Genomic DNA, 1,637 nt, shown 5'->3' on the forward strand with positions numbered 1-1,637 from the left:
GAAGTAGGTCGTATCTACGGTTACGATAACATTCCAAACCAAGCGCCTAAAGCGGCACTTAAAATGAATGACCACAAAGAAGCTAACCAACCGCTTAAGCGCGTTCGTGACCTTCTTGTAGACCGTGGCTACCACGAAGCAATCACATACAGCTTCGTAGAACCAGAGCAGCAAAAACTTGTTGTACCTGGTGTTGAGCCGCTAATCCTGCCATTCCCAATCTCTGCGGATATGTCAGCAATGCGTCTTGGCCTAATCCAAGGTCTACTAAACACAGTTGTTCATAACCAGAAGCGTCAACAGTCTCGCGTTCGTCTATTCGAATCAGGCCTACGTTTCATCCCTGAAGCAACAGCTGAAAACGGCATGCGCCAAGAAATGATGCTTGCGGGCGTTATCTCTGGTACTCGTGGCGAAGAGCACTGGGACATTGCAACTAACACTGTAGATTTCTTCGATCTTAAAGGTGACCTAGAAGCAGTTCTTGAGCTTTCTGCAAACGAAATCGCATACAGCTTCAAAGCAGCGAAGCACCCAGCACTTCACCCAGGTCAAACTGCGGCTATCGTAGTAGACGGCAAAGAAGTGGGTATCATTGGTACTGTTCACCCAGAACTAGAGCGTAAGTTTGGTCTTAACGGCCGTACTATCGTATTCGAAATCGAATGGGCAGCTATCAACACTCGCGTGCTTCCAGAAGCAGTAGCGGTATCTAAGTTCCCTGCAAACCGTCGTGATATCGCAGTTGTTGTTGACGAAGCAGTCGCTTCTGGCGACATCGTAGAAGCGTGTATCGCTGCTGGTGGCGAATTCCTAACAGGCGCTAAACTGTTCGACGTATACGTTGGTCAAGGCGTTGAAGAAGGTAAGAAGAGCCTAGCAATCGCACTTAGCCTACAGTCTGTAGAGCGCACACTTGAAGATGCAGACATCGCTGGTTCAGTAGATGCTATCGTAGCTTCAATCTCAGAGAAATTCGGCGCAGCACTTCGCGACTAATCTCTTCTGATAGATAGAAAAACCAAAGGCCTCGCATTGCGAGGCCTTTTTTTGTATTCAAATTTGCATAGACAATTTTATATAATCAAAATACCCATATCTACAATCCCGATAGTGTCATTGAATCTACTTTTTGATATAAATAACTTAAACTTCCATTTTTATTTTCACTAACTACTGACTGGTGGATAAGATATTCGTTCAAATCTGCTTTAACTTTATATAAACATTTATCAAACGCTTCACTAATACAAAACTGGCACTGTTGAATATGTTTTTCTCTACATTTTTCGGTTAAAAGCTTAATTTCAACTTTTAATATATTACAGAACTCAAACATTAGCCACTTACCTTTACATATATATAAAAGGTCTTCCCAAGAATTGGTTATTCCTTTTGATTGAGCAAACTTGTCTAATTGACGTATGTGCTCTTCCGTGAAATTATTTAGGTTTTGAGCTCTAATCTGCTGTAAGTTTTGCTTATACCCAAATTTAGATTCATACTCTTCACAACATGCATTCTTAAGTGCTTCTAAGGATATGTAGAATAAATCAAGTAGACAATCCTTAACTTTATTAAAAACCATATTCTCAAATTCAGGAGTGATATGTTTTTCGGATACTCTTGTCATATTT

At 41.3% G+C, this 1,637-nt stretch carries 2 protein-coding genes; one reads left to right on the forward strand and one right to left on the reverse strand.

The window, feature by feature from the left end; genetic code table 11:
- On the forward strand, nt 1–999 hold a 999-nt coding region (locus AB4653_RS25425; RefSeq protein ID WP_372105611.1), incomplete at its 5' end, for a phenylalanine--tRNA ligase subunit beta.
- Between the two features lie 100 nt (nt 1,000–1,099).
- Here the strand turns inward: AB4653_RS25425 and AB4653_RS25430 are convergent.
- The coding region (locus AB4653_RS25430) for a hypothetical protein (protein WP_372105612.1) at nt 1,100–1,637 on the reverse strand (538 nt) is incomplete at its 5' end.

The sequence above is a fragment of the Vibrio sp. 10N.222.48.A3 genome (genome assembly GCF_041475345.1).
Classification (GTDB): Bacteria; Pseudomonadota; Gammaproteobacteria; order Enterobacterales; family Vibrionaceae; genus Vibrio; species Vibrio tasmaniensis_A.